This is a genomic window from Pseudomonas sp. S2_B07 (assembly GCF_054668435.1).
Map to the genome: position 1 here is coordinate 2114595 of NZ_CP162769.1, position 25057 is coordinate 2139651.

The 25057-nt window shown below is 56.0% G+C and carries 21 protein-coding genes and 1 riboswitch; of the genes, 9 read left to right on the plus strand and 12 right to left on the minus strand.

What is annotated here, in order from left to right; genetic code table 11:
- Positions 1-3: 3 nt before the first annotated feature.
- Both AB4N43_RS09840 and rpoE read right to left on the minus strand, forming a co-directional pair.
- Positions 4-591 (minus strand): sigma-E factor negative regulatory protein, encoded by a 588-nt coding sequence (locus AB4N43_RS09840; protein WP_027925537.1) that lies wholly within the window; start codon positions 589-591, stop codon positions 4-6.
- 30 nt (positions 592-621) lie between these two features.
- On the minus strand, positions 622-1203 hold the full coding sequence (gene rpoE, locus AB4N43_RS09845; protein WP_007944079.1) for an RNA polymerase sigma factor RpoE: 582 nt from the start codon (positions 1201-1203) through the stop codon (positions 622-624).
- A 555-nt stretch (positions 1204-1758) separates the two neighbouring features.
- On the opposite strand from rpoE, the gene nadB reads away from it, so the two are divergent.
- Complete coding sequence (gene nadB, locus AB4N43_RS09850) at positions 1759-3375, plus strand: L-aspartate oxidase (protein ID WP_059181469.1); 1617 nt, start codon at positions 1759-1761, stop codon at positions 3373-3375.
- On the opposite strand, the gene AB4N43_RS09855 is transcribed toward nadB, so the two are convergent.
- Both AB4N43_RS09855 and AB4N43_RS09860 read right to left on the minus strand, forming a co-directional pair.
- Positions 3344-3796 (minus strand): protein YgfX, encoded by a 453-nt coding sequence (locus AB4N43_RS09855; RefSeq protein ID WP_460153921.1) that lies wholly within the window; start codon positions 3794-3796, stop codon positions 3344-3346. The genes nadB and AB4N43_RS09855 overlap by 32 nt on opposite strands.
- Positions 3780-4034, minus strand: a complete 255-nt coding sequence (locus AB4N43_RS09860; protein ID WP_027925540.1) for an FAD assembly factor SdhE — start codon at positions 4032-4034, stop codon at positions 3780-3782. Before AB4N43_RS09860 ends, AB4N43_RS09855 begins: the two co-directional genes overlap by 17 nt.
- A 149-nt stretch (positions 4035-4183) precedes the next feature.
- Between AB4N43_RS09860 and ygfZ the strand changes: the two genes are divergently transcribed.
- Together ygfZ and AB4N43_RS09870 are read left to right on the plus strand one after the other, a co-directional pair.
- Positions 4184-5125, plus strand: a complete 942-nt coding sequence (ygfZ, locus tag AB4N43_RS09865; RefSeq protein ID WP_460153923.1) for a CAF17-like 4Fe-4S cluster assembly/insertion protein YgfZ — start codon at positions 4184-4186, stop codon at positions 5123-5125.
- Between the two features lie 34 nt (positions 5126-5159).
- Positions 5160-5981 (plus strand): HDOD domain-containing protein, encoded by an 822-nt coding sequence (locus AB4N43_RS09870; RefSeq protein WP_027925542.1) that lies wholly within the window; start codon positions 5160-5162, stop codon positions 5979-5981.
- Between the two features lie 115 nt (positions 5982-6096).
- Here AB4N43_RS09870 and AB4N43_RS09875 read toward each other — a convergent pair whose 3' ends face one another.
- Together AB4N43_RS09875 and AB4N43_RS09880 are read right to left on the minus strand one after the other, a co-directional pair.
- Positions 6097-7485: a sensor histidine kinase gene (locus tag AB4N43_RS09875; protein WP_027925543.1), complete on the minus strand. Its 1389-nt coding sequence runs from the start codon at positions 7483-7485 to the stop codon at positions 6097-6099.
- Positions 7478-8149, minus strand: a complete 672-nt coding sequence (locus AB4N43_RS09880; RefSeq protein WP_007944085.1) for a response regulator — start codon at positions 8147-8149, stop codon at positions 7478-7480. Before AB4N43_RS09880 ends, AB4N43_RS09875 begins: the two co-directional genes overlap by 8 nt.
- A 394-nt stretch (positions 8150-8543) precedes the next feature.
- Between AB4N43_RS09880 and AB4N43_RS09885 the strand changes: the two genes are divergently transcribed.
- From AB4N43_RS09885 to AB4N43_RS09900, 4 genes are read left to right on the plus strand one after another with little or no spacing between them, the layout of a single operon-like run.
- Positions 8544-9521 (plus strand): Bug family tripartite tricarboxylate transporter substrate binding protein, encoded by a 978-nt coding sequence (locus tag AB4N43_RS09885; protein ID WP_027925544.1) that lies wholly within the window; start codon positions 8544-8546, stop codon positions 9519-9521.
- A gap of 58 nt (positions 9522-9579) precedes the next feature.
- A complete protein-coding gene (locus tag AB4N43_RS09890) occupies positions 9580-10038 on the plus strand; it encodes a tripartite tricarboxylate transporter TctB family protein (protein WP_027925545.1) in 459 nt (152 codons plus the stop codon).
- A 1-nt stretch (position 10039) separates the two neighbouring features.
- Positions 10040-11554, plus strand: a complete 1515-nt coding sequence (locus AB4N43_RS09895) for a tripartite tricarboxylate transporter permease (protein WP_027925546.1) — start codon at positions 10040-10042, stop codon at positions 11552-11554.
- On the plus strand, positions 11547-12587 hold the full coding sequence (locus AB4N43_RS09900) for an AbrB family transcriptional regulator (RefSeq protein ID WP_027925547.1): 1041 nt from the start codon (positions 11547-11549) through the stop codon (positions 12585-12587). The genes AB4N43_RS09895 and AB4N43_RS09900 overlap by 8 nt, the downstream gene beginning before the upstream one ends.
- Before the next feature lie 94 nt (positions 12588-12681).
- Here the strand turns inward: AB4N43_RS09900 and ung are convergent, their stop codons facing one another.
- On the minus strand, positions 12682-13374 hold the full coding sequence (gene ung / locus AB4N43_RS09905; RefSeq protein WP_027925548.1) for a uracil-DNA glycosylase: 693 nt from the start codon (positions 13372-13374) through the stop codon (positions 12682-12684).
- Positions 13375-13506: 132 nt separating this feature from the next.
- On the opposite strand from ung, the gene AB4N43_RS09910 reads away from it, so the two are divergent.
- Positions 13507-14619, plus strand: a complete 1113-nt coding sequence (locus AB4N43_RS09910; protein ID WP_027925549.1) for an enoyl-CoA hydratase/isomerase family protein — start codon at positions 13507-13509, stop codon at positions 14617-14619.
- A gap of 123 nt (positions 14620-14742) precedes the next feature.
- On the opposite strand, the gene AB4N43_RS09915 is transcribed toward AB4N43_RS09910, so the two are convergent.
- The 5 genes from AB4N43_RS09915 to AB4N43_RS09935 all read right to left on the minus strand — a co-directional run bounded on the left by AB4N43_RS09915 (position 14743) and on the right by AB4N43_RS09935 (position 23537).
- On the minus strand, positions 14743-20334 hold the full coding sequence (locus AB4N43_RS09915; RefSeq protein ID WP_460153927.1) for a calcium-binding protein: 5592 nt from the start codon (positions 20332-20334) through the stop codon (positions 14743-14745).
- 2 nt (positions 20335-20336) lie between these two features.
- Positions 20337-21194, minus strand: a complete 858-nt coding sequence (locus AB4N43_RS09920; protein ID WP_027925551.1) for a hypothetical protein — start codon at positions 21192-21194, stop codon at positions 20337-20339.
- A 30-nt stretch (positions 21195-21224) separates the two neighbouring features.
- Entirely contained in the window at positions 21225-22430 is a 1206-nt protein-coding gene (locus AB4N43_RS09925) for a glycosyltransferase family 4 protein (RefSeq protein WP_460153928.1), read from the minus strand.
- A gap of 253 nt (positions 22431-22683) precedes the next feature.
- Complete coding sequence (locus tag AB4N43_RS09930) at positions 22684-23136, minus strand: hypothetical protein (RefSeq protein WP_081744009.1); 453 nt, start codon at positions 23134-23136, stop codon at positions 22684-22686.
- Between the two features lie 167 nt (positions 23137-23303).
- Complete coding sequence (locus AB4N43_RS09935) at positions 23304-23537, minus strand: hypothetical protein (protein WP_059181471.1); 234 nt, start codon at positions 23535-23537, stop codon at positions 23304-23306.
- Positions 23538-23820: 283 nt separating this feature from the next.
- Positions 23821-23921: riboswitch (guanidine-I (ykkC/yxkD leader) on the plus strand.
- 61 nt (positions 23922-23982) lie between these two features.
- On the opposite strand from AB4N43_RS09935, the gene AB4N43_RS09940 reads away from it, so the two are divergent.
- The gene (locus AB4N43_RS09940) at positions 23983-25050 is read left to right on the plus strand and encodes a putative urea ABC transporter substrate-binding protein (RefSeq protein ID WP_027925555.1); all 1068 of its coding nucleotides are present in this window, start codon (positions 23983-23985) and stop codon (positions 25048-25050) included.
- Positions 25051-25057: the final 7 nt, after the last annotated feature.

Below are 25057 nucleotides of genomic sequence, written 5' to 3' on the forward strand. Positions count from 1 at the left end.
TCCTTAGCGGTTTTCCAGGCTTGCTGCACGAGCATAAGGCAGAGCACTTTCAGTGCCTTTCAATGCAGCTTGTTGAGCATGTTGGCGCAAGTAGCTTGGCAGACGCTGATCGTGCCAGCCTGGCTGACCTTGCAATACACCGTTGGCCATAGGGCCAGTGGCATCCGAACTCTCATTGTAGCCTGCCAATACAGCTGGACCCTTGACCTGAGGAACGGCCAGACCCGGTTGATTGGATTGCTGAGCCAGTTCGACACCAGCGATCTCGTCCTGGTTGTACAAACGAACGCCGGCCAGTACAGCCAGTGTGACCGAAGCGGCTACTGCCAGGCGACCCAGGCTGCGCCATGGACCACGGGAGGCTTTTGCCGGTACGGCTTCGTCGGCCAACGCAGCAGACACTGCCGCAGCGATATCCAGACGTGGAAGCAGCAAGTCCTTGTGCATGACTGCCCGAGCGATTTGGTAACGAGCCCAGGTTTCACGGGTTTCAACATCGTCAAAGGCATTTAATACCCGACGCAATTCCAGTTCGTCCGCTTCGTTATCCATCACTGCGGACAGCGATTCCTGCAGGGCTTCACGACTCATGGCGTTCCTCTCTTGGCTGTCGCCGCTGTCTCAGTTTTCCTGCAACAACGGCTGCAGGGCTTTATCGATGGCCTCCCGAGCGCGGAAAATCCGGGAGCGCACGGTACCCACCGGACATTGCATGACGGCTGCAATGTCCTCGTAACTCAGACCATCGAATTCACGTAAAGTTAAAGCCGTACGTAAATCTTCTGGCAGTTGCTGGATGGTCCGATGGACGGTGCCTTCGATCTCATCCCGCAGCAACGCTCGTTCTGGCGACTCGAGATCCTTGAGGCCATGATCGCCATCGTAGAACTCTGCATCCTCGGAACTGACATCGCTATCCGGCGGCCGACGGCCGCGCGAAACCAGATAGTTTTTCGCCGTGTTAATGGCGATGCGGTAAAGCCACGTATAAAACGCGCTGTCTCCGCGAAAATTCCCTAGGGCTCGGTATGCCTTGATAAAGGCTTCCTGCGCCACATCCTGGGCTTCATGGGTGTCGTGCACGAAACGCACGATCAACCCGAGAATTTTGTGCTGGTATTTCAGCACTAGCAGATCGAAAGCTCGCTTGTCGCCACGTTGAACGCGCTCGACCAGCTGCTGATCCTCTTCCTGGGTTAGCATGAACACTCCTCGATAAGCTCGGAGGAAGCTTGCATAACTAAACGACCAGACTTGCAAACATAGACTCGGGCTTTCCGCAAAAGTTCTCCCCCTCCAAGCAAGTTTCCTGCGGGCTCTGATTTGGCACGCACGAAAAGCGCAGCGCGGGTTACCGGCTGCGCGAATAATCTTGTCGTCGGATTCGCCAGCAAGGATCAAACTGCAGATCCTGCCCTGAAGCCGACACTGTCCCTTGAATCAGGCAACCGTCTATTGATCTTTGGCCTTTGGCAAAAGTTCCATTATTTAAAACCGGACGGCACCGACATTGTGAGACCGTGAGTAGAAAAATACTGTTAAATCCACGATACAGTCGCCTTGTTGTCGAACCGGTCAAAAAACCATCCGACGAAGCGTCGAGTATTTCCCGTCACAGTAGTTTCACAATGCCATATGCGCTCGGGTATTGTGCCGCTCCCCCCTCTATATACTAGTGGGCTGTGTGGCCGACTTGACTCGCCGTTCCAGCAGTCTTGCGCCAACCCCGACCCGGGTCGCTTTGAGCGGAATCCTGAAATGAGCCAACAGTTTCAACACGATGTTCTGGTGATTGGCAGCGGCGCTGCCGGTTTGAGTCTTGCGCTGACCCTGCCCGGTCACTTGCGCATCGCGGTGCTGAGCAAAGGCGACCTCGCCAACGGCTCGACATTCTGGGCCCAGGGTGGCGTCGCTGCCGTACTGGATGACTCCGACACCGTTGAGTCCCATGTCGACGACACCCTCAATGCCGGCGGTGGCCTGTGCCATGAAGACGCCGTGCGCTTTACCGTCGAGCATAGTAAAGAAGCGATTCAATGGCTGATCGACCAAGGCGTGCCGTTTACCCGCGATGAACAATCCGGAACCGAAGACGGCGGGTTCGAGTTTCACCTGACCCGCGAAGGCGGCCATAGCCATCGGCGCATCATTCATGCCGCCGATGCCACCGGCGCTGCGATATTCAAAACGTTGCTGGCCCAGGCCAGACAACGGCCCAACATCGAATTGCTGGAACAGCGCGTAGCGGTGGACCTGATCACCGAAAAACGCCTCGGACTGGAAGGCGACCGCTGCCTCGGCGCCTATGTACTCAACCGCGGGACCGGTGAAGTCGACACCTACGGCGCACGTTTCGTCATCCTCGCGTCCGGTGGCGCGGCCAAAGTCTACCTCTATACCAGCAACCCCGACGGCGCCTGCGGAGATGGCATCGCCATGGCCTGGCGTTCCGGTTGCCGGGTGGCGAACCTGGAGTTCAACCAGTTTCACCCCACTTGCCTTTACCACCCGCAGGCAAAAAGCTTCCTGATTACCGAAGCCCTGCGCGGCGAAGGTGCGCACCTCAAACTGCCTAACGGCGAGCGTTTCATGCAGCGCTTCGACCCGCGCGCAGAATTGGCGCCACGGGACATCGTTGCCCGGGCCATCGACCATGAAATGAAGCGCCTGGGTATCGACTGCGTCTATCTGGACATCAGCCACAAACCCGAAGCGTTCATCAAGACGCACTTTCCGACGGTGTACGAACGCTGCCTCGAGTTTTCCATCGACATCACCAAGCAGCCGATCCCGGTGGTTCCGGCGGCGCACTACACCTGCGGCGGCGTGATGGTCGATCAGAACGGCCGCACCGACGTGCCGGGGCTGTATGCCATTGGCGAAACCAGTTTCACCGGTCTGCACGGTGCCAACCGCATGGCCAGTAACTCGCTGCTGGAGTGTTTCGTTTACGCCCGTTCGGCGGCGGCGGACATTCTTGAACAGTTGCCGCACGTATCGATCCCCGCCGCCCTGCCTATCTGGGATGCGAGCCAGGTCACCGATTCCGACGAAGACGTGATCATTGCGCACAACTGGGATGAACTGCGCCGATTCATGTGGGACTACGTCGGCATCGTGCGCACCAACAAACGCCTGCAACGAGCGCAACACCGCGTGCGGCTGCTGCTGGACGAGATCGACGAGTTCTACAGCAACTATAAGGTCAGCCGCGATTTGATCGAATTGCGCAACCTGGCCCAGGTGGCAGAACTGATGATCCAGTCCGCCATGGAACGCAAGGAAAGCCGGGGCCTGCATTACACCCTCGACTATCCGAATATGCTACCGGTTGCCTTGGACACTATTCTGGTGCCGCCCACCTACGTCGACTGAACGTCAATCGAACCCGCAGGCGTCGGTGCACATCCGCCGCCTGCGAGTCGCGGGGTACGCAGATCGACCGGATACGTCGTTCGCCGCGCAGGCGAAACCGCAGCACCACGATCAACGGCAGCGCCAGGCTGTCCGGTCGCAACTGCACCGGCTGCCAACCCCGCGCCTGATTCCACAACTGCCAGCCTTCGGCATCGCGACGCAAGCCGCGATATGCCTGCGGATGTGTCAGCAGAATCTGACGGGGCAATACCCAAACGCCATGCGCCAGACAGCAGAAAGCGCCGAGCACACTGGCCCAGACCGGTATAGACAAAAGAAACAACGAGCCCAGCGCGAACAGCTGGGCCAGAAGATACGCCGCCAGCAACTGCCGTGAGGCATGCCAGCGGCATTCGAACGCATTACTTGGGCTGGACACGGTCCAGGATCATGCGAACCATGCGCTGAAGCTCCGGATCTTCCGATTCGGCGCGCTCCATGAACCAGCCGAACATGTCCTGATCTTCACACTTGAGCAGCCTGCAGTAGCAATCGCGGTCGACCTCATTGAGGTGCGGGTAGACTTCTTTTACAAACGGCACCAGCAATACGTCCAGCTCAAGCATGCCGCGGCGGCTGTGCCAGTAGAGGCGATTCAGTTCAACATCTTCGACCATGGAGCGCTCCTCAAATAGGCGGCAAGTATACAGCCCCGCGCCTCGTCGAACAGTCGGCTTTGGTCGGGCACTGCCGACCTTTTGTGAACTACCCATTTCACGGGCGCCCCCTTATGATGTCCCCCAGACTCTTTACCCTGCGATGACCCATGGCCGATTCTGCTTTTTTCTGCACCCTGTCTCACGAAGGCGTTCTCGCGGTCCGCGGCGCGGATGCCGGCAAATTCCTGCAAGGCCAATTGACCTGCAACCTCAATTACCTCAGTGAAACCCAGGCCAGCCTGGGCGCGCGCTGTACGCAAAAAGGCCGGATGCAGTCGAGTTTCCGCATCCTGCTGGAAGGTGACGGCGTAGTGATGGCCATGGCCACCGAACTGCTGGAACCGCAACTGGCGGACCTGAATAAGTACGCCGTGTTCTCCAAATCCAAATTGACCGACGAAAGCGCCGCCTGGGTCCGCTTCGGCATTGATCATGGCGATGCCGCGCTGAGCAGCCTTGGCCTGGCGTTGCCGGCAGACACCGACAGTGTCGTGCGTCTCGAAGGCCTGATCGCCATCCGCGTCTCGCCGGATCGCGCGGAACTGTGGGTCGCCGCCGATCAGGCCGTCGCCATCAAGGGCAAGCTGTCCGCCCTGCTGGCCGAAGGCACTTTGAATCAATGGCTGCTGGGCCAGATCCGCGCAGGGATCGGTCAGGTCATGCCGCAAACACGAGAATTATTCATTCCGCAGATGCTCAACCTGCAAGCCGTCGGTGGTGTGAGCTTCAAGAAAGGCTGCTACACCGGTCAGGAAATCGTCGCGCGCATGCAGTACCTGGGCAAACTCAAGCGCCGCTTGTACCGTCTGACCCTGGACGCCAGCGAATTGCCCGCCCCCGGCACGCCGCTGTTTTCCCCGAGCCATGGCAGTTCCATCGGCGAAGTGGTGCTGGCGGCCAACGCGGAACAAAACATTGAACTCCTTGCCGTGCTGCAAGCCGAAGCTGCCGAGGGTGGCGACATTCATCTCGGCACCCTGGAAGGACCCGCCCTGAACTTGCTCGACCTGCCTTACTCACTGGACCGCGATCGCGAGATCCAGCGTTAACTGCAGCATTTGTGGCAACACCTAGAGAAACGAAATGAGCGATCTGGCGGAAAAGGTCCAACAGGATTTGGTTGAGGCCATCGATAACGATGACCTGGTTCTGCCAACGTTACCGGAAGTGGCCATGCAGATTCGCAAGGCCGCCGAAGACCCGGAAATCAGTGTCAGCACCCTGAGCAAAGTGATCGGCCGTGATACGGCGTTGTCGGCGCGCCTGATCAAAGTGGTCAACAGCCCACTGCTGCGCGCGACTCAAGAAGTTAACGACCTGCACACGGCGATCACGCGACTGGGCGTCAACTACAGCAGCAATCTGGCGATCGGTCTGGTGATGGAACAGATTTTCCACGCCCGCTCCGAGGTGGTGCAGCAGAAGATGCACGATGTCTGGCGCAAAAGCCTGGAGATCGCCGGGGTCAGCTATGCGCTGTGCCGCAGCTACACGCAACTCAAGCCCGACCAGGCCGCCCTCGGCGGTCTGGTGCATCAGATTGGCGTGTTGCCGATTCTGACCTACGCCGAAGATCACTATGAGCTGCTGTCCGACCCGGTCAGCCTCAACCATGTGATCGACCACATTCACCCCCTGATCGGCGACAAACTGCTCAGGGTCTGGGAGTTTCCGGAGAAACTGGTGATGGTTCCGGGACAATACCTGGACTTCAAGCGTGAATCCGAGCGGATTGATTACGTGGATCTGGTGCAAGTGGCCAGCCTGTATTGCCACAAGGACAGCGACCACCCGTTGGCCCGTTTCGACCTGACCAGCGTGCCGTCATTCAAGAAGCTTGGGATTGATCTGGAAAACGACGCGGTGATCAAGGATCTGGAAGAATCGCGGTCGATGTTTTACTAGTCGAGACCGCGTCGCCCCCCATCGCGAGCAGGCTCACTCCTACGCTGGATCTGCGCTGAACTGAAAATCCCCTGTAGAAGTGAGCCTGCTCGCGATGAGGCCATACCAAGCACCCTCACTCCCCGGCAATAAAACTCACTCGAACCTTCAACCCCTTCGTCTCGCCATCATGCAGACTGATCTGCGCCAGATGCGCGCGGCAGATCTCCCCCACAATCGCAAGCCCCAACCCAGACCCGGCGACCTGTTGATTACGCCGATAAAAGCGCTCAAACACCCGATCCCGCTCATCCACCGGAATCCCCGGCCCGTCATCCTCGACCTCCAGCACCGCCGGTGCCGTGACCCGCAGAATCACATTGCCGCCCGACGGCGTATGAGCCAATGCGTTATCCACCAGGTTACTCAGCAGTTCGTTCAGCAACGTCGGCTCACCGCGCAGCCACACCGGCTCGTCCGCTTCGAGTGCCAGGGCCACGCCGCGCGCATGGGCCAACGGCGCCATGGCCATGCCCAACTCCCGGGCCAACTGACTCAAATCCAGCAACTGCGCGCCGCCCTCGGCAATGGCCCGCGCACCGTTTTCGACCCGTGCCAACGACAGCAATTGATTGGCCAGGTGGGTCAATCTGTCCGTGCCCTGGGCCGCCGTTTCCAGGGTACTGCGCCAGGTTTCCGGTTCACTCGCCCGCAGGCCAAGTTCCAGCCGCGCCTTGAGCGCCGCCAGCGGCGTACGCAGTTCATGGGCAGCATCGGCGATGAACTGCGCCTGGCGCTCGAACTGTCCGCGCAACCGCTCGGTAAAGTGATTGAGCGCGCGTACCAGCGGCCACAATTCGTGCTGCACTTCCACCAACGGCAATGGCCGAAGATCATCCGACTGGCGTTCTTCCACCGCCGTGCGCAAGCGCTCCAGCGGACGCAACGCCGCACTCACCGCGAACCACACCAGCAACAGCGCGCCAATCGCCAGCATGCCCAGCCGCAGTAGCGTATCCGCCGCCAGACTGCGCGCCATGCTGACCCGTGCTTCATCGGTTTCGGCCACGCGAATTTCCGCCATGCCATTCATGTTCGGCTCACTGACCGGCTTGAGCAGGCTGACCACCCGCACGTTCTGCCCGCGATAGGTGGCGTTGTAAAACCGTGCCAGCGCCGGGTAGTCATCGGTGCGCGGCGTTCCGGGCGGTGGCGCAGGAAGGTTTTCGTAACCGGAAATCAAGTTTTGATGGATGTCATTGACCAGGTAAAAAATTCGCCCCTCACTGTCGTAGGCAAACGTATCCAGCGCCACGTAGGGCACGTCAGCACTGAGCGTGCCGTCACGCTGGGTGACACCCGCCGCAATGGTTCGCGCCGACGCCAGCAACGTGCGGTCATACGCCGTGTCGGCCGCTTCGCGACCATTCCAATACGCGCTCAAACCGCTGGCCAGCATTAACACCACCAGCAACAGCGCGAGGTTCCACAGCAACCGCCAGCGCAGGCTGCTGGGCTTATGCATCGCGGCTTTCCAGCAAGTAGCCAAGGCCACGGAACGTCACGATCGCGACCGGTTGGCCGTCGAGTTTTTTGCGCAAGCGATGCACGTAGATTTCGATGGCGTCAGGGCTGGCTTCTTCGTCCAGGCCGAACACCTGGGAGGCCAGTTGCTCTTTGCTCATCACCCGACCGGGCCGGGCGATCAACGCCTCGAGAACCGCCTGTTCGCGCGAAGTCAGGGTCAGCAATTCTTCACCGAGGGTGAAGCGCCGGGTGTCCAGATCATAGGCCAGCACGCCACAGCGCTGTTGACGCTCACCGCCCAGCACACTGCGGCGCAACAAGGCTTTGACCCGGGCTTCGAGTTCGGTCAGTTCAAAGGGTTTGGCGAGGTAATCGTCAGCGCCAAGATTCAGGCCATGCACCCGATCCTTGACGTCGCTGCGTGCGGTCAGCATCAGCACCGGCAGGTTCTTCCCCCGAGAGCGCAAGCGCGCGAGCACTTCAAAACCGTCCATGCGCGGCAGGCCGACATCGAGAATGGCCATGGCGTATTCCTCGCTGCTCAAGGCCAGGTCTGCGGCGACGCCATCGTGCAGCACATCCACGGTCAGCCCGGTGCTCTTGAGCGCCTGGGCGACACTTTCGGCCAACTGCAAATGGTCTTCGACGAGCAGAACGCGCATGGATCTTTACCTCATTCAGGGGATGGTCGACGCCATTCTTTGGCGCGGAGTTTACAGCCGCATCCGCTGCTGTGAAGCCCGAAAGCCGTGAAAGCCTGCTGAAAGGTTAGTGAAAGGTTGGGCCGTTAGAGTCGCACCACGGAGGGTTTCGACTGCCGGCCTTCCAGTCGTGCTTTGAAATGTAGCTCCCGAAAAACGCCATGACGCGTTTTCGCCAATAAGAACAATAAAACGAGGTACTGCACCATGCTGTCCACACAGCTTCAGGCTTGCCCGCCCCACCTTTTCTTCAGAATCCCGTCGTTGATGCTTGCCAGCGCCGTTGTCGGCTGCACGACGCGAAACCGCCGCACCTGAAACATCCCCAAAAACAAAAACTCCCGTGGAGACAATAATGAATCGATCACTGCGCCGTTTCGCCCTCGCCGCCAGCTGCATGCTGTTTGCTGGCCAATTGATGGCCGAACCCAAACGTCCGGAATGCATCGCCCCGGCCTCCCCGGGCGGCGGTTTCGACCTCACCTGCAAACTGGCGCAGAGCGCGCTGGTCAACGAAAAACTGCTGACCAAACCGATGCGCGTGACCTACATGCCCGGCGGTGTCGGCGCTGTGGCCTACAACGCGGTGGTCGCTCAGCGCCCCGCCGATGCTGGCACGCTGGTGGCGTGGTCCAGCGGCTCTTTGCTGAACCTGGCCCAAGGCAAGTTCGGGCGTTTCGATGAAACCAACGTGCGTTGGCTGGCTGCCGTCGGTACCAGTTATGGCGCCATCGCGGTGAAAAGCGACTCGCCTTACAAAACCCTCGACGATCTGGTCAAGGCACTGAAAGAAGACCCGAGCAAAGTGGTGATCGGTTCCGGCGGCACCGTCGGCAGCCAGGACTGGATGCAAACCGCATTGATCGCCAAGGCCGCCGGGATCAACCCGCGTGACCTGCGTTACGTCGCCCTCGAAGGCGGCGGTGAAATCGCCACCGCCCTGCTCGGCGGCCACATTCAGGTCGGCAGCACCGACATCTCCGACTCCATGCCACACATCCTGAGCGGCGACATGCGCTTGCTGGCCGTGTTCGCCGAGAAGCGCCTGGACGAGCCGGAAATGAAAGACATCCCGACCGCCAAAGAGCAAGGCTACGACATCGTCTGGCCGGTGGTTCGCGGCTTCTACCTCGGGCCAAAGGTCAGCGACGAAGACTACGCCTGGTGGAAAGACGCTTTCGACAAGCTGCTGGCGTCCGAAGACTTCGCCAAGCTGCGCGATCAGCGTGAACTGTTCCCGTTCGCCATGACCGGCCCGGAGCTGGACACCTACGTGAAGAAGCAGGTTGCGGACTACAAAGTGCTGGCCAAAGAGTTCGGCCTGATCCAGTGATCGCCTCTGTCTAGCGGCCGCGGCCCCGTTTCGCGGGGCTGCGGCACAGGAGTTTCCCATGCTCTTACAACGCATTTTTGCTTCGGTGCTGTTGCTGGCCTGTGTTGGCCTGGCGCTGATGGCGTGGCCGTATCAAGCGGCTTTTTCCTACGAACCAGTGGGGCCGCGAGCCTTTCCGCTGCTGATGCTCGGGCTGATGGGCCTTGCGCTGCTGTACATGGTATTTCGTCCCGCACCGATCAAGCACGACGCTGACGAACCCCCGATGGACCGCGAGACCCTGAACAAAATCGGCATTTGCGTGGCGCTGTTGCTGGTGTTTGCCGGCACCTTCGAACCCCTTGGTTTCATCGTCGCCAGCATCCTGATCGGCATTCCGATGGCGCGCCTGTACGGCGGTCGCTGGGTGCCCAGCATTGTGATCATCACGCTAATGGCCGTCGGCCTTTACCTGCTGTTCGACAAGTTGATGGATGTCCCGCTGCCCTTGGGCGTGCTCGACGTTCTGGAGAACTGATATGGATACGCTTGGCTATTTGGGTCAGGGTTTCGGCGTCGCGCTGAGCCCGTACAACCTGGTGACCGCTTTGTGCGGCACCCTGATTGGCACTGTGGTCGGCCTGTTGCCGGGTCTGGGCCCGATCAACGGCGTGGCGCTGTTGATTCCGATCGCGTTTGCCCTGGGCCTGCCGCCGGAATCGGCATTGATCCTGCTGGCGGCGGTGTACCTGGGGTGCGAATACGGCGGGCGAATCAGCTCGATCCTGCTGAACATTCCCGGTGAAGCGTCCACCGTCATGACCACCCTCGACGGTTACCCGATGGCCCGCAAAGGCCTGGCCGGTGTCGCGCTGTCGTTGTCGGCATGGAGTTCGTTCATCGGTGCGTTCATCGCCACCTGTGGCATGGTGCTGTTCGCCCCGCTACTGGCGAAATGGGCGATTGCCTTTGGCCCGGCGGAGTATTTCGTGCTGATGGTATTCGCCATTGTCTGCCTTGGCGGCATGGCCGGTGACCGACCGCTGAAGACGTTTATTGCCGCGTTGATCGGCCTGTTTTTGTCGACCGTCGGCATCGATGCCAACAGCGGTGTGTACCGTTTCACCGGGGACAACATCCACCTGACCGACGGTATTCAATTTGTCGTGCTGGTGCTGGGGCTGTTCTCCATCAGTGAAATTCTCCTGCTGCTGGAAAAAACCCACCACGGTCAGGAAGCGGTGAAAGCCACCGGCCGCATGATGTTCAACTTCAAGGAAGCCTCGGCGGTGTTCGTGGTGAACATTCGTTGCGGTGTGCTGGGCTTCATCATGGGCGTGTTGCCGGGTGCCGGTGCGACCCTCGCCAGCGCCGTGGCCTACATGACCGAAAAACGTATTGCCGGCGCCAAAGGCACCTTTGGCCAGGGCGACATGCGTGGCCTGGCGGCACCGGAAACCGCCATCGGTGGCGCAGCATGCGGCGCACTGGTGCCGATGCTGACCCTCGGTGTTCCGGGTTCGGGCACCACGGCGGTGATGATCGGCGCCCTGTCGCTGTACAACATCACACCGGGGCCCCTGCTGTTCCAACAGCAACCCGATATCGTCTGGGGCCTGATCGCTTCGTTGTTCGTCGCCAACATCATGCTGGTGATCCTCAACATCCCGATGATCCGCATCTTCACCCGCATCCTCGCCGTGCCGAACTGGGCACTGGTGCCGGTGATCGCGATCATCACCGGGATCGGCGTCTACGCGGTACACGCCACCACGTTCGACCTGTTCCTGATGATCGGCATCGGCATCTTCGGCTACCTCCTGCGCAAGCTGGACTTCCCGTTGTCGCCCGTCCTGCTGGGTTTCATCCTTGGCGGATTGATGGAGCAGAACCTGCGTCGGGCGCTGTCGATCTCCAACGGTGCGCTGGAAATCCTCTGGTCGAGCCCGATCACGTTCGGTGTCTGGGTACTGACCGCGATCATGCTGTTGATGCCGATCGTGCGTATCTGGCGTAAACGTTCGGCTGCCCAACGCACGATCGCCGATGTCTGATCGAACACCGTTCAACGCCTGGTGGGGTACGCCGCTGGTCGGCGCGCTGGGCGGTTTCCTTGCCAGTCAGGTCGGCTGGCCGCTGCCGTGGATGGTCGGCTCGTTGCTGGCGATCATCCTCGTGCGCTGCCTGACGCCGTGGCAATTGGCGGAAATCCCTGGCGGCCGCAAGTGCGGCCAGTGGATTGTAGGAATCGGCATCGGTTTGCACTTCACCCCGGTGGTGATGGAGCAGGTGCTGAGTCATTTCGGTTTGATCTTCTTCGGTGCGCTGGTCACCAGCCTGTCGGCCGTGGTCGGCGTCTGGTTGATGCGCCGTACCGGCGAGGATCGCGCCACTGCCTTCTTTTCCAGCATGCCCGGCGGTTCCGGGGAAATGGTCAACCTCGGCGCGCGCAATGGCGCAGTACTCAGCCGTGTCGCGGCCGGACAAAGTCTGCGCGTGCTGGTGGTGGTGCTGTGTGTGCCGGCGGCGTTCAAGTATCTGTTGGGGGACGGTGCGCCGGTTGCTCATCCGACAGCCGTCAATGGGTGGTGGCTGGCCCTTTTGTTCCCGGCAGGCGCCTTGGCGGCGTGGCTCTGGGAGCGTCTTCGTCAACCCAATCCGTGGCTGTTCGGGCCGTTGCTGGTGAGTGCAGCGGTGAGCATCGGTTGGGATTTGCACATCGGTTTGCCCCACGGCGGCAGTCAGATTGGCCAATGGCTGATCGGCAGCGGCCTGGGCTGTCACTTCAACCGACAGTTTTTCCGGCGGGCGCCTTCGTTCATGGGACGGACCTTGATCGGCACGGTGTTGACCATGTTGATCGCCACGGCGGCGGCGCTGGGGTTGAGTGCGTTGACCCATCTGGATCTGCGTTCGCTGACTTTGGGCATGATGCCCGGCGGGATTGCGGAGATGAGCCTGACGGCAGAGACGCTGCAATTGTCGGTGCCGCTGGTGACGGCGATGCAGGTGATGCGGTTGTTGTTTGTGCTGTTTCTGGCGGAGCCGTTGTTCAAGTATTGGAACCGGATGCCTGAGTCCTCTTGAGACCGAGGTGCCGCCATCGCGAGCAAGCTCGCTCCCACACTGGATCTTCAGCGTTCACAAAAACCCTGTGGGAGCGAGCTTGCTCGCGATGCTTTTAGAGTGGCGGCAACCGCCACTCAATCGGCGTCTCGCCATTCTGCTCAAGAAACTTGTTGGTCCGGCTGAAGTGCCCACAGCCCAGGAATCCGCGATACGCGGACAACGGCGACGGATGCACCGACGTCAGCACCAGGTGCTTGGTCGCGTCGATCAGCTTCTGCTTGCTCTGGGCATGCGCGCCCCACAGCATGAACACCAGATGCGGCTGCTGCTCGCTGACAACCTCGATGATCCGGTCGGTGAAAAACTGCCAGCCCTTATCCTTGTGCGCATTGGCATTGGCGCGCTCGACCGTCATGGTGGTGTTAAGCATCAGCACGCCCTGGTCGGCCCAGCTCTGCAAGTAGCCATGGCTAGGAATATCGATGTTCAGGTCGCGCTTCAATTCTTTATAGATGTTCACCAACGACGGCGGTGCCGGGACACCCGGTTGCACCGAGAAGCAAAGACCATGGGCCTGGCCCGGGCCGTGGTAGGGATCCTGACCGAGGATGACGACCTTGACCTTGTCCAGCGGCGTGGAGTTGAGTGCGTTGAAGATCATCGGGCCCGGAGGATAGATCTCCTTGCCTGCCGCACGCTCCTGTTGCAGGAATTCACGCAACTGCGCCATATAGGGCTGGTCGAATTCGGCACGCAGTGCCTCCTTCCAGCTCGGTTCGAGTTTGATACGGTCGTCAGCAGTCATGGTTACATCCGGCAAAAACAATGGGGCGAACCCTAGGAAAGCCCATCACGCTTGTCAATTGATCTGACGCACATCCGGCACTTTCCTCAACAGCGATCATACTGAACGCTCAAATTCCCGATCGAGGTCACGATGAATCTGCACTTCGAAGAACTCACCGGCACCGACGGCGCGCGCATCGGCATCGCCAGCCTCGATGCCGAAAAGTCCCTCAACGCCCTGTCCTTGCCGATGATCAACGCCCTGAGCGATCGAATGGACACCTGGGCCAAGGACCCGCAAATCGTCTGCGTGTTACTGCGCGGCAACGGCGCCAAGGCCTTCTGTGCGGGCGGTGAAGTGCGCAGCCTGGTGGAAGCCTGTCGTGCGCATCCCGGAGAGGTGCCGCCCCTGGCCGCGCACTTCTTTGCGGCGGAATATCGCCTGGACTTCAAACTGCACACCTACCCGAAACCGTTGATCTGCTGGGGCCATGGTTATGTGCTCGGAGGCGGGATGGGGTTGTTGCAAGGCGCGAGCATCCGGATTGTCACGCCGAGCAGTCGGCTGGCGATGCCCGAGATCAGCATTGGCCTGTACCCGGACGTTGGCGCCAGTTGGTTCCTCTCGCGACTGCCCGGCAAACTCGGCCTGTTTCTGGGCCTGACCGGCGCCCATATGAACGGACGCGATGCCATCGACCTGGACCTCGCCGACCGCTTCCTGCTGGATGAACAGCAAGAGGAATTGATCCAAGGGTTGCTGCAGCTGAACTGGCAGGAGCAAACGCCGATGCAACTCAACAGTTTGCTCAAGGCCTTGCAGCAGGAAGCGGTTGCACAAATGCCCGAAGCCCAGTGGTTGCCACGGCGCCAGCACATCGATGAACTGCTGGATGTCAGTGATGTGAGTTGCGCCTGGAAAGCCATCAGCCTGCAACGCGACAGCGCCGATCCGTTACTCAGCCGTGCCGCAAAAACCCTGAGCGAAGGCTCGCCGCTGACCGCGCACTTGGTCTGGGAGCAAATCATCCGGGCCCGGCATATGTCTCTGGCTCAGGTTTTCCAGATGGAATACACCCTGAGCCTCAACTGCTGCCGTCATCCGGAATTCAGCGAGGGTGTGCGGGCACGGTTGATTGATAAGGACCAGAAACCGCATTGGCATTGGCCAGACATCAATAATGTGCCGGGTGCGGTGGTGGATGCGCACTTTCAGAAGGCTTGGGAAGGTCGGCATCCGCTGGCGGATTTATCCGAATACTAAAATGCTGGCGTTGTCCGCGATAGCCATATTAAAGGAGGCTATCGCGGGCGGCTTTAATTCAAGATCAAGTCGCTTGGTACGATCTAGCTAATAATCACTGCCTGTTTTTTTTCGGGGCTGTAGCTAAATTTTAAGCCCATAAAATTCAGCTATTTCCTTGGTCGCCTCCAAAACCCCCTCCTCACCACGTAGAAATATATCGTCCATATCCCTTAGCGGGGGTAGAGGATGTAGAAGCCCAACCAATTGATCAGCGGTGTAGTCCTGAGTGGTTCTATCCATTCCTTGAGTTCTTACAAAACTTATCGCGGAGTCACCGCCTAAAAAATGATTGGCCACTCGTATCTTCGGAGCCACACCATAATTCACCACTACGACGAGATCGTTATTATCGCGATGAAATTTCAACTGATGAATGGATGCACCAAAGTCTGTAAAATCGATGCCATCCATACCGCCAGACGCATTAACAATTAAATCTCTTCCAAGCCCCTCATACTTGTAAATATCATTACCCGCGCCGCCGTTTAAAGTGTCGTTACCAGGCCCTCCCCACAGGATATCGTCCTCTGCACCACCCGAGATCACGTCATCCCCCTGCATGCCCCGCATATCTCCATTACCGCTCAAAGTATCATTACCTTGACCGCCAACAAGGGGGAGTTTTTTATCATCCCTAAGGGAGACAAACTCCGGCGCATTATCGATAAAAACACCGTGGCGATAAGTATCAGGCGCGGGACCCAATTCACCATTACTTATAAGGCGTTCCAGACTGATGTCTGACCCATCTGCGAACTTCACAACTTCAATGCCAGAACCGCCGAGATCACTAGCATTCGGCAATACAATGCGAACTTGTTGATCTTTACTCCAAGAGATATCAAGTGTCGAATACAGCATCTGTCCACGGGGTGGATTGCGATAGGTGTCGGGTTTGGGGTTTGGCGCCAACTCAATATTAACCGCCTCAACTAACACAGCACCCCAGCTTAACTGCAACTGCTCAAGCGTTACCCCTTCAGGAAATCTAATGGTGTCCGTATCGTCTAATCCGAACTCAGCTTTCCACTCGGCAACGCCCACTTCTGGACGAAGAAAAACAGGGCTTAAAATATCCGCAACAATAGTAGTCGCTCCACTATGCGCGGCTATTATATAAGTATCTGGACCATTTCCTCCGTAAAGCCAATCATGCCCTGAGCCACTGATCAAATAATCTTGGCCCTCTGATCCGAGCAGCGTATCGTTTCCTGCCCCGCCTGACAAAAACGCACCGGACATCCTATCCTCATACTCTCGATAAAAAATATTGGGAGCCTCATAAGTAACCACCAAGTCGTCACCTGTTCCACCATGAAAAATATTACCGGCTTCGAGATTTACCCTGCCACCCTCATCATCGCCTTGAACAATTTGGTGAGTGATAGATTCAGTCGTCACATCCCAAATGAATTTCTTATAACTCAACTCACTACCTTCGAAGCTTCCAGGTGGATACACATACCAACCTTGAATGAAACCAGTCGCGCTTTTATGCTCGACAATAACTTCCCCAGCACTTAAAGAAAAACCACCATGGCTTGAGCCGGAGGGGTAATACTGTGGCTCTTGTTTTGGCTTGTATTTCATACCGCCTACTACAGGGAGTCTGGACTCAGCATGGGACGTTGCACTTGAAGTTCTTTCGCTAATTACCGCCCTCCCAGAAACCAGACTCATTCGCTCCGGGGTCTCTGACAATGATCCTGCCTGGAAGCGTTCAACAATTATGTTAGTTTTTTCGTGGTAGCTGTAGTCGTCATCAACGATATGATTTTTGCTCCAGGCACCCTGAGAATTCAGCACAAAACCCGATGCTAGTATGAATGCCGAGCGGCGCTTTTTCATATTCACCAGAAACTCTTCGCTCCACAATTTACTAGCTTCAGCTTCAACTCGTGGAATATCAACCACAGCATTATTGGCATCCTCCGCCCCATTGGTTTTTTCTTTATCTCCTAATTGCGACTGAATATGAGTATTATTTGGAGCCCCAATGACGCTGTCGTCTACACCTTGCACCACAAACGTTTCCGCCAAGGACGAAACATCTGTCGGGCCATGGACTATTTTCATAACGTCCTGAAAACTTAAAACAGAACCGTCACTAAAACTGAACGATGAATATTGCCATTTATCGTAACCACGAATCAGAACAGCATCACCCAGCCCGTTAAAAATTCGTAATACCGGACCAACATCTACAACAATGATGTCAGCTTTTAAATTACCCACAGTAAATCCAGGGTCGAACTTTATGACGTTGTTTCCGCCTGCATCAGCAATAACATCGAGCCCATCACTAATGCCAAAATGATAGGTATCATCGCCGTCTTCCCCATCCAAATAGTCGTTGCCGCGGCCTCCTTTATATACGTTATTACCGGAACCACCGCGAAGGTAATCTGCACCTGCACCACCATACAAAGTGTCGTTTCCGCCACCGCCTATTAGGGTGTCATTTCCTGAACCGCCATCAAGATAGTCCGCTCCGTGCTCTGTTTCGGGTGTTTGCTCATAATCACCCAGCAAGAAGCCATCATCGGCACCACCGTGAAGCGTGTCGGCGCCTAAGCCTCCCCAGAGCGTATCGTTTCCAGCGTCACCTCGAATGTAGTCATTATTGGTTAGTCCGGCTGGCTGGCTGTGCTCGTCTCCATCCAAGGCGTCATTCCCTTCGCCCCCTATCAGCGTGTCGGAGCCCCCCATGCCTCGAAGCGTGTCATCACCAGTACCGCCATCTAGAAAATCATTACCTTGGTATCGAGCCGGGTGATCGGAGTAATCCCCGGATAAAACATCGTTGCCGGCGCCGCCATAAAGAGAATCATCAGCACCGCCACCTTGTAGAGTGTCGTCACCTGCACCACCATCCAGAAAATCATTACCGAAGTAATTTGCTGCGTTACCCTCAACACCCTGCAAAACAAAGTCATCGCCGGTCAGCTCATCGTTACCGAGACCGCCGTACAACACATCGCTACCACCATTACCGGCCAGGGAATCATTACCATCGCCCCCCTCCAACAAATCGTTGCCGTGGTGCCGACTTTGCAGACCGCCTCCCCAATCCAGGTTGTCACCCAACAAAATGTCGTTATCGTTGCCACCATGAAGAGTGTCATTCCCCCCATCGCCACTCAAAACATCATTTTCAGTTCCACCATCGAGTAAATCATCGCCCCAGCCGCCGTTGATAAAGTCACTGCCTCCCTGACCAAAAAGAACGTCATTGCCACCTCCCGCAGGAGCGCTGAGAGAGGCACGGGCAAAGACGTTACGCTTGCTAACGACACCTTCACCAATGGGGACATCAATCCTTTTGAAATTCCAGGTTTTTTCCAGCATCCCGGTCACATCATCACCGGATAAATTGTCATCGCCAGCTCCTCCCATGAGCGTATCTGGACCGTCGCCACCGAGCAGCACGTCTCGGGACTCAGTGCCCACGAGTAGATCCTCACCCTGCCCCCCATCAAGCCAATCGCCACGACTTGCCTTTCCGGGACCAGCTCCAGCAGCCATCGCTTGTTCGATTGTTAACGGCTGATCTGCAAACAACCGGTCATTTCCGGCTTTACCAAATAGCTGATCGGAGCCACCAAGCCCGATTAGGACGTCGTCGTTCGTCGATCCGTGAAGCACATCTGCCTTATTTCTCTGCTTCACCTTACGCACGATAACGTTGCCCAATTCATCATGAGCGAGCTGATCACCGGGAACAGTGGGGTCGGTGTCTTTTGCTTTCCAGTCGCCCACGACGGTTAGACCAGGCCCTGAAAAGTCCTGGCTTTGGTAATCCGGGAGAAGGATGCCCAACATGCCAGGCGTGAAGTGTTTAATAAAAACCAGATCATTCCGGCCGTATTTGATATGGAGCGTTTTTTCAGAAAGCTCTTCGATGACAGTTAAAGCGATAGCCCCATCTTCCGTAACCCAAGTATTGCTCAGAGGACCACTACGCTTAAGGGCAGGAATAGGTAAACCATTTATAAGTATCTGGCCATCAACGTCAAAGTCGGAAATCTGATCGACGCCATCACCACTCGAAAACTCGTATCGATCACTGCCAACGCCTCCAATCAGAATATCGTTACCTTGACCGCCGACTAATACATCATCCCCAGACATACCGCGTAGCACGTCTCTGCCATCTCCGCCTTTTAACCAATCACGCCCCTGACCACCTTCAATGTAATCATTTCCTTCGAGGCCGATGATCGTGTCATTACCCAAGCCACCATAGAGATGGTCGCTATTGGGGCCGCCGCTGAGCGAACGACTTCCATCATCACCAAACATCACCAGAGGATTTGAAACCCCGGTAGTCATAGACACTTGTTTACCTGATTGAAGATCCGAGTAGGAATGGGCCTGAATCGTGTTTTCTCCGAATGATCCGTTGGTCCTGGCTATCAAGCGACCTAACATATCCGCGCGATCAACCAGCCATCGTTCGGTGATAAAGCCTTCGCCGGTTTTAGAGTCGTAGAGTTCTAGTCCCCTCCCTGAAAAACCGTCAATTCTTTCAATGACTATTTCACTCAAGTATTTCAGGGAATTCCGTAGCGCCATCCCGGCAGGCGACTCCTGGGCCGCTAGTGTTCCCCAATCAGAAGCGCTGCCATATTCTCTAATTGCCCTGGCAACAATATTTTGAGATTGGCTCGGTGATAAAGACGAGAAAAACGCATGGGCGTTTGCGGCAAATGTTGCATCTGTAGTGAGTGACGCTGAAGAAACACCATCATAGGTTAGTTTGAACATATCAAGGAAGGCATTCACCCCATACCTTAATATCAAATCCACCGCGGATGAAATAGGTGTACCTTTGATAATAGACTGGATGAACGGATTATAACTTCGACTGCTGCGCGCAATATTTATCTGCTCAGGCACAACTGAAAACAGGCTCTCAAATGCATTCCAACCAAAATTTTTGGCCACTGCTTCAAGCGCTACATTGTAGGAATCGATGGCGAACAAGATATTCTTAAAATCATCCAGCCTATTAACTCTCGCCAGTTCGTGTCTTCCTTTTATTTCCGAGTCGGGATCACCTGCCGAAATCAATCGCCACGTTTCATAGGGATATTCCCCGCCCAACAGACTAAAGCCAATTGTGCCAGACCATCCAGCGTTGCGACTTGCAGCGGTGTCTTTTTCCGCTCCTTCCTGAGGAAACAGTATTTTACCGATGGCGCTTGCATCGATGGAAGCGATTTGGTCAATTGCAGGCACGGTCCACGGTGCCAAGTTGAATTCAATTGATCCGTACAGCAAAGTATTCATGAAGTTGACGGCCACTTGGTTCGATGACTCCTGCATCAATTCTTCACTAAACATTTTATTCAGTCGCAACTGTCCTTGCCGCACTGTGTAAGCACGGATCAACGCTGAATAAGCACCGTTCCCTCCGTTCGCATCGATCGCCACATCAAGCCACAACTTAGCACTCTTGAAAACCTTCTTGACACTCTCATCAAAAACCACAAAACCAGAAAGCTTTTCACCAATCATATCTGACAATGTTTGATAAAAGGGCTCACAGTTCGTACTCACCACCGCAACTGCCTTATACTCTTTATCATGCAGATCGAACTTCATTCCGGTGCATACACTGACAGCATCAATAATTTTTTCTTTCTCTTCAGCATTAAAAACATAACTCATCATTACTTCCCTGTAATTATGGCACTCGAAAGATATTCACTAATAAATTTAAGCGCTGCAGGAGCAACACGCAGCGACCGCGTCCCTAGATGAACACGAGCGTCTCCACCTGCAAAATCGAAATTATGCAACCCCACTGTGCAACGGGTATTTAACTGACCAAAATCCAGGTTTTCCAGTTGTGATTTATTAAACGTTAACAAAACCTCTCTGCTGAACCCACTTTCCAAAACTTCGCTAGATGGAGAACCCAAACCATCACATGCAATCACTCGTGGAGTTCCATCACTTCGGCGCCAATCGCGCATTATAAAACCGCTTACCGCGAATTCATTTTCAACACTAGGAGGGGGAGCATTGAGCCAGAGTTCCAGACCGGGATAATTCTTGAGCTTCACAATAAGCTCTTCTGGCCATTCCTTGGTCTGACGTCCCATGTTAATTGGCTCGGTGGACTCTGTCCTTGTGTACAACCTGGCAGCCAAACTAAAATACCTCCAATGGGATAACGGCTCGTTCCCGAGGTCCTGATAAGTGGGGCGAAGTTCAGTGCCAGTCCACCAGAAGTCTCCTTCCAGGAGCGTTGCAATGCACTGGCCATTCCTTGTGGCAGAACCAAAATGGAACCCCGGTATTTTAGCTATATCAAGAAGGCTTCCTCCCAATATTGGAACATGCTCCATACCCGCTAGTTTTTGATTGCATTTCTTTGATATCTCTCGGCTACGATCTTGCTCCTCCGCCATGCGCTCCGATTCAACATAACAACTCACCAACCAAGAACAAAGAACCACAACCAAACCGTACTTGATTATGGTTTTACACCACCAATATGCATCCTTGCGAATCACCTTATACATTTCAAACTCCATTTAAAATGATAAACCAGCCTATTGAATTACCCGATCAAAAATATCGAAATAGCCTTGCACTCCGTATTTCAGATCAAATCTGCTCGCTGTCGATTTCGCATTTTCTCTCATAAAACTGAAATCATCAGCGTTTTGCAAAACCCTGCATACTTCTCCAGCTATCGCCTCAGCGTCAAAAAAATCGACTAACATCCCATTGACGCCATCAACGACAACCTCTTCAACTGGAGCGGTATTTGAACCTATGACAACACACCCAGACGCCATCGCCTCCAACAATGACCAAGACAAAACAAAGGGATAAGTCAAATAAACATGTGCTTTTGAAACCTCCAAAATGGCCCTATAAGTTTTATAAGGTAACCGTCCCGTAAAATGTATTCTGGAAAGATCCAGATCCAACTCAGCGACCAATTTACTACGCCAACTCTCAAACCCTTTCGGCAAACGCCCATAGCTGACTTCATCACCTCCCACGATTACAATTTGGGCATCCGGGCACTCGGCCTGAATATAAGGAATAGATCTCATAAAACTATGAAAGCCACGATAAGGCTCAAGATTTCTGGCGACATAGGTAACGATTGGCTGCCCGGTCTCCAGCACATACCCGCTATTTAACTGCACAGAGGAAACCGGCACATACTCGGTTACTTGCAGAGGTACTCCCTCATGAATTACGTGAATTTTAGAATGGTACGCTCGAGGAAACAGACTCCGTTGCCAGTGGGTTGGCGCAATTCCAATATCACATTGCTCAAGATTCAACAAATGCATCGAATTAAGCGGACGAAGGCTTGAAGAAGTATCTGGGGTAGACGGAAATTCCGGATCAAAATCGACATCCGTACCTTTCGGATGATAATAATACTCACACAAATGAATAAGAGGGACGTCGGGATACACATCCTTGATGAACAGCGTTTCACCCCATCCCGGATGAGCAAGTATCACGCCAGGGCAATAACCGTCTTGTTTAAGACCAAGTAATATTCGACGTACTTGTTGCCCATCAACTATTGCGCCTTCATATTTATGTAAAAACGGGTGCGTACAACCTGATACTTTTCTTACCGGCCGATATCTGAATAATTTTATTCCTGGCAAGCCTGGAGAAGTAGTTCGTCCAATGGCAGTAACCCTAACGCCTGCTCGATTCAACGCCGCCGACGCAACGTGTCGAAATTGACCTGGAAAGTTTTGATGAATAATCAGTAAATTCATGATTCAGGTTCTTTCATGTGCACCCCGATTTAATTGAATTTTTTCGAACATCAATACGAATGCACAAACGCTAACAAACGTTCAGAAATAAAAATGTAGGAGGGTTCCGAGAACGTCCGAGGAGATGGAGCAAAGCGAGTGAATTTCGAATTGATCAGGCAGTGCCCTCATTTTTTTCTCCCTACGAGCTTTTTCTGAGGAAAAAAAAACGGCGCTTGACGCGCCGCTTTCTCGAAAAAGTGTCTTGTGATGCCTACCGGTGGCCACCCCGGCCATCGTGATCGCCATGACCATTGTGGTCACCGCGTCCACCGTGGTTGTTGTTGCGTCCGCCACCCCCCCGGTAGTCATTATTCCAGCCGCCTCGGTTATGCCCGTCCCACCCTTGGTTCTGATGGCCCCGGTAATCGCCTCGGGACTGGTAATAACGCGGGGCCGGTTGATACACCCTTGGCTGATAGTAATAGCGCGGCGTTGGCTGGTAATACCGCGCGGGCGGTGAGTAGTACCGGGGCGGTGGTGAGTAATAACCCCCGCCACCGGAATAGTAGGAACTGCCACCGGCGTAATAGGTGGGCGCTGGCGAGGTATAGACCTCGGAACCGTAGTAGCTGTCTCCTCCATCGGAATAGGGCACGCAAGCACCCAGGGACAATCCGGACAGAGCAATCAGAAGAATTCGGCTGAGCTGTTTTCGACAGTTCATGGCGGCCTCCTGGACCGCGAGTGAGCCACACCAGCGACGCTGGCGAGCGACAGTCAATTATTCGGGGACTGTCGAAAGATCAGACATCGATTTCGAAATCTGGTGCGTTCTTGAAACACATTGAAACATCTGGCCGATGAAAGGTTTTTCATCTATTCACACGCTGATTAATGGTGCCAGCGGTGATATCCACCGCCGTAATAACGCGGCCCGTGACCACCGTAATAACGGTAGCGATAGCCCCCGTAATACCGTGGGCTGTAATAGCCACCGTAGTAATAGGGCGAGTAATAACCGGGGTAGTAATAAGGTGCGGTGTACACGTCGTCGTAGCCTGCGTAGTAGTAGCAGCCAGACAACCCCACACCCAGCAACGCACAGAACACCATTCGACGCAGCATGACGGCCTCCGAAAAGACCCGGGACAGCAGCCGGCAACGGTCGGCTGACATAGCGTTTGACTGGAAAACCAGCGTCGAGTGCTGCACCACGAACACCTTCAGATCAGCGGCCCACCCGTCCCATTGCGGTGCAGCCGCGCACCATCAAAAGGCAACGCGCCTGCCCTTCCGGCGCCCATCCGCGCGTCATCCCCCGCGTTAGAGCGCTCGCGTCGACTTGGCACGCCTCTCGCTTTAGCAACTGTGTGCAGGAGTTCATCACAGGTTCGCGGCACCACAATTTGCAATGGCTGACTAGGGTTCCGGCTCGCTTGTGCGAGTGGCTGGTCCGAGAGTTGGCGACCTCCAGTTGAGGTTACACGGCGGGACAAAAGCCCGGGAGACAAGCCACCGTTCGCGGTGCCGCGTTGACTCCTGCCCGCCCCTGATCAACTGGAGAACCACCATGTCCCAGCTTCGTTTACCCGCCCTGCTCGCCGCTGCGTTCGCAGTCTTCGTGAGTTTCTCGTCCCAGGCCGCCCAGAAAGACCACTTCAGCGTTTGCTGGACGATTTATGCCGGCTGGATGCCATGGGAATACGCCGGCAGCCAAGGCATCGTCGACAAATGGGCGAAGAAGTACGGCATCAAGATTGACGTGGTGCAGCTCAACGACTACGTCGAATCGATCAATCAATACACCGCCGGCCAGTTCGACGGTTGCACCATGACCAACATGGACGCGCTGACCATTCCGGCCGCTGGCGGCGTCGACAGCACCGCGCTGATCGTCAGCGACTTCTCCAACGGCAACGACGGTATTGTGCTCAAGGGTGACGGCAAGAAAATCACCGACCTCAAGGGCATGGACGTCAACCTCGTGGAGCTCTCGGTTTCCCACTACTTGCTGGCCCGCGCGCTGGATTCGGTCGACCTCACCGAGAAAGACCTGAAAGTGGTCAACACCTCCGACGCCGACATCTCGGCCGCCTTCAACACCGAGCAGGTCAACGCCGTCACCACCTGGAACCCGATGCTCTCGGACATCAAGGCCAAGCCTGACGTCACCGAAGTGTTCAACTCCAGCCAGATCCCCGGCGAGATCATGGACATGATGGTGGTCAACAGCGCCACCCTCAAAGACAACCCGGCCTTGGGCAAAGCGCTGACCGGCGCCTGGTTCGAAGTGGTCGAGTTGATGAACGCGAAAAACGCTGCCAGCAAAGCCGCGCTTGAACACATGGCCAAGGCCTCCGGCACCGACCTGCCGGGTTTCCAGGCGCAACTGGACACCACCAAATTGTTCGCCACGCCTAAAGAGGCGCTGGACTTCTCCACCAGCAAGCAACTGCCGGAAACCATGCGCAAAGTCGCCGAGTTCTCGTTCCAGCACGGCTTGCTCGGCGAAGGCGCCAAGGACACCAGCGCGGTCGGCATGGCATTCGCCAACGGTGTGACCAGCGGTGACAAGTCCAACCTCAAGCTGCGCTTCGACCCGACTTACGTGCAGATGGCTGCTGACGCCCAGCTGTAATCACGAG